This window comes from Daejeonella sp., assembly GCF_044232565.1.
Classification (GTDB): Bacteria; Bacteroidota; Bacteroidia; order Sphingobacteriales; family Sphingobacteriaceae; genus Daejeonella.
The window spans coordinates 1-3,543 of record NZ_JBIILQ010000268.1; the positions used below are offsets into that span (position 1 = coordinate 1).

Here is a 3,543-nt window from a genome sequence, read left to right on the forward strand (position 1 = left end):
CTTAGCACCGCTGGCTGAGGCTCTCGAAGCCCGTCTTAAGGGATCTACACTCTCCTAAAAATCATAGTTCAGACAATTTAGTTGTCCGTTGTCAGGCTGGCGACATCTGGAATGAGTTGTTATTTGGCTGCCCTCAGTTGTCCGTTCACAGTTGTCCGTTGTCAGGCTGGCGACATCTGGAAGAGGGACTTTTGTTAACCGCTGTCTATGGCTCTTAGCACCGCTGGCTGAGGCTCTCGATATCGCTGGCTGAGGTTCTTAGCACCGCTGGCTATGGCTCTTAGCACCGCTGGCTATGGCTCTTAGCACCGCTGGCTATGGCTCTTAGCACCGCTGGCTGAGGTTCTTAGCACCGCTGTCTATGGCTCTTAGCACCGCTGGCTGAGGCTCTCGAAGCCCGTCTTAATGAATCTTATACTCTCCTAAAAATCACAATTTCGCCGTAGGGACAAGGCGCGACCTATGCCTAAGGCGAAATATAAATAACCAAAAATACTTCCTGAATAATTCAAAAGTTCAATGTTCTTCTTCCCAATTACAAGTTTCTTTTTCGGTGCTTGCAAGAATTTTAAAGTGTTTTTTTATTTGCCAGTATTAATTTTATTTATAAAAGAAATTACGCCATCCATATAAATTTTTTGATCATCCCACATTGCAAGATGGCTACCATTCGGACAGTAAAGGTAGGATCCGTTTTGTACCAATTTACTTTGTTCTTCCATTGCATTAGGATCCATAGTATCATATTTGGCACCAATCATTAGAGTTGGAACAGCAATTTCCTTTAATCTATTTTTAATATCCCACTTTTCTAATAGTCCGCCAATCCCGAATTCACTTGGCCCTTGCATTTGTACATAAATTGAGTTATTTCCATGTTTAAATGAACGATTAACGGCATCAGGCCACTCCTTTAAACGACAAATGTGTTTGTTGTAAAAGTTTGGAATTAGTAATGCCATGTAACGAGGATTGCTAAAATCTTTATTTGCTTCGATTGCTCTAATTTCAGTTAAAACCTCTGGTTTCATCTGTTTTGCTAGCACTTCTGCCGCATATTTACCGTATTCAGGCGCGCTTGCTACCATGTTTGATACCAAAAGGCCTTTCATGTTTTTTTGGTATTTCAGCGCATATTCCATTCCTAAAATACCACCCCAAGAATTACCTAATATGTAAAAATTGGACTCGTCAGCACCAATAGCTTTTCGCACTTGCTCAACCTCCTCCACAAAACGATCAATCTTCCAAAGTGTAGTATCTTTTGGTTGATCACTATAATACGAACCTAGTTGATCATACTCATAAAATTCGTAACCTTCCCTTTGAAAGAAAGTTTGAAAGCATTCCATATATTCATGTGTCATTGCTGGCCCACCATGGAGTAAAAGAATTTTAATTTTGGGATTATTCCCAAAACGTTTTGTCCAGACTTTGAACGTCCCTGAAGGAGTTTGAATAGGAATCATTTTCACCCCGGCAGTTTCTATACTATCTGGGTAGGTGAAATAATTTTTTAGTGTCTCTGCTCTTTGTGTACATGCACTCAGTATTAGAATAACAAGACATAGTAAAATTAATTTTTTCATGCAATGGTGTTTATTTATTGGTGAATTTGGCTAATGCCCTTGACTATGATTTTTGTAATAGAATCTTAATTTATGGCTTAATATTTAGCTTGATTTTGAGATGGAGGTCAAATTGTTCCAATTCATCCCTTTAAATGTAAATATTAAACTAAAAATACATAAATATTTAAAAATTGATCCAAAAGATATTTTTATGATTGCTAAATAAATTTCTATAGGTAATCATATAATTAAAAGTTACCGCATTTTTGGTTGAGGCAGGTTGCGACCCGTCCCTACATCATCCCAATTCAATTTTCTTTCGTATTTTCGTGCAAATGAAAAAAACGAAGCCAACCATCTTGGTCGTTAATGACGACGGAATCACTGCGCCAGGAATAAAAGTTCTGATAGAAGTAATGCAAAGCATTGGCCATGTAGTTGTTGTAGCACCTGATGGCCCTCAATCGGGTACCGGTCATGCCATAACTATTGCTAAGCCTTTGCGACTTGATAAAGTAGATTTGTATGAGGGTGTGGAGATGTATAAATGCTCTGGCACACCTGTGGATTGTGTGAAGCTTGCTGTAAATAAGGTTTTTAAGGGTAAAAAACCGGATTTATGTGTTTCTGGAATTAACCACGGACTAAACAATTCAATCAATGTATTGTATTCCGGGACCATGTCGGCGGCCGTAGAAGGTGCCATTGAAGGTATTCAATCCATTGGATTTTCATTAGATGATTTTTCAAACGAGGCCGACTTTAGTCACGCCAGAAAATATATTGAAATTATTACTTTACAAGTTTTGGCTAAGCATTTACCATTGGGGACGCTTTTGAACGTGAATTTCCCAAGAGGGGCAAGTTTGAAGGGTATTAAAATCTGCCGACAAGCAAATGCAAAATGGGCAGAGGAGTTTGATGAACGTAGCGATCCGAATAGAAGAAAGTATTACTGGCTAACAGGTGTTTTTCAAAATAACGATCATGGTGAAGATACAGATGTTTGGGCTCTGGAAAATAATTATGTGTCTATTGTTCCGGTACAGTTTGACATGACTGCCCACCATGCGATTCCGATTTTAAATACTTGGGATTTTTAATTAAATAGATCTATGAATTATTACCTCATTGCCGGCGAAGCTTCGGGAGATCTACATGGATCAAACCTGATGAAGGCTTTGAAGCAGCATGATGCCAATGCCTCTTTTAATTATTTTGGCGGCGATTTGATGAAGGCAGAGGGTGGAACCCTAAGAAAGCACTATTCAGAAATGGCGTTTATGGGATTTGTTGAGGTAATAACCAATTTGGGTACCGTTTTGAGAAATATTAAAATGGCCAAGCAGGATATTTTGGCTAATAAACCAGACGTACTTATTCTAATTGATTTCCCCGGTTTTAACCTAAAAATTGCAGATTTCGCCAAAACCCATGAAATTCCTGTTTTTTATTATATCTCACCCAAAGTATGGGCATGGAATCAAAAGCGGGTTTTAAAAATCAAGAAGATTGTCGACCGTATGTTTTGTATACTTCCATTTGAAGTCGATTTTTACAAATCATGGGGAATGGAGGTAGATTATGTGGGAAATCCTATACTCGATGCGATTGCTTTAAATAAGCCGAATGCCAATTTTAAATCCAATTATGGTTTAGATGATAGACCATTAATTGCATTCCTCCCGGGAAGTAGAAGGCAGGAATTGGAACGTGTATTACCAGAGATGCTGAAGATAGTAGAACGTTTTCCAGAATTTCAATTTGCCATTGCTGGCGCGCCATCTTTTTCGGAAAAGGATTATGAACAATACCTAGGTAATTATTCAATACCAATCATTTTTAATGACACCTATAATTTAGTACTTAATGCAAAAGCTGCGGTGGTTACCTCTGGAACAGCTACTTTAGAAACCGCACTTTTGAAAACCCCACAAGTAGTAGTTTATAAAGGGAATTCCATTTCCATTGC

The 3,543-nt window shown here is 38.5% G+C and carries 3 protein-coding genes; 2 read left to right on the plus strand and 1 reads right to left on the minus strand.

Translation table 11 applies throughout. From position 1 onward, the window contains the following. Positions 1-581 precede the first annotated feature (581 nt). On the minus strand, positions 582-1,589 hold the full coding sequence (locus ACILQF_RS11780) for a proline iminopeptidase-family hydrolase (RefSeq protein WP_395627601.1): 1,008 nt from the start codon (positions 1,587-1,589) through the stop codon (positions 582-584). 317 nt (positions 1,590-1,906) lie between these two features. Between ACILQF_RS11780 and surE the strand changes: the two genes are divergently transcribed. Continuing rightward, entirely contained in the window at positions 1,907-2,674 is a 768-nt protein-coding gene (gene surE, locus ACILQF_RS11785) for a 5'/3'-nucleotidase SurE (protein ID WP_395627602.1), read from the plus strand. A gap of 12 nt (positions 2,675-2,686) precedes the next feature. After that, on the plus strand, positions 2,687-3,543 hold an 857-nt coding region (lpxB, locus tag ACILQF_RS11790; protein WP_395627603.1), incomplete at its 3' end, for a lipid-A-disaccharide synthase.

Excerpts from the sequence above, each read along its gene's own strand:
- ACILQF_RS11780 (WP_395627601.1), bottom strand. The coding sequence starts at position 1,589 with ATGAAAAAATTAATTTTACTATGTCTTGTTATTCTAATACTGAGTGCA.
- surE (WP_395627602.1), top strand. The coding sequence starts at position 1,907 with ATGAAAAAAACGAAGCCAACCATCTTGGTCGTTAATGACGACGGAATC.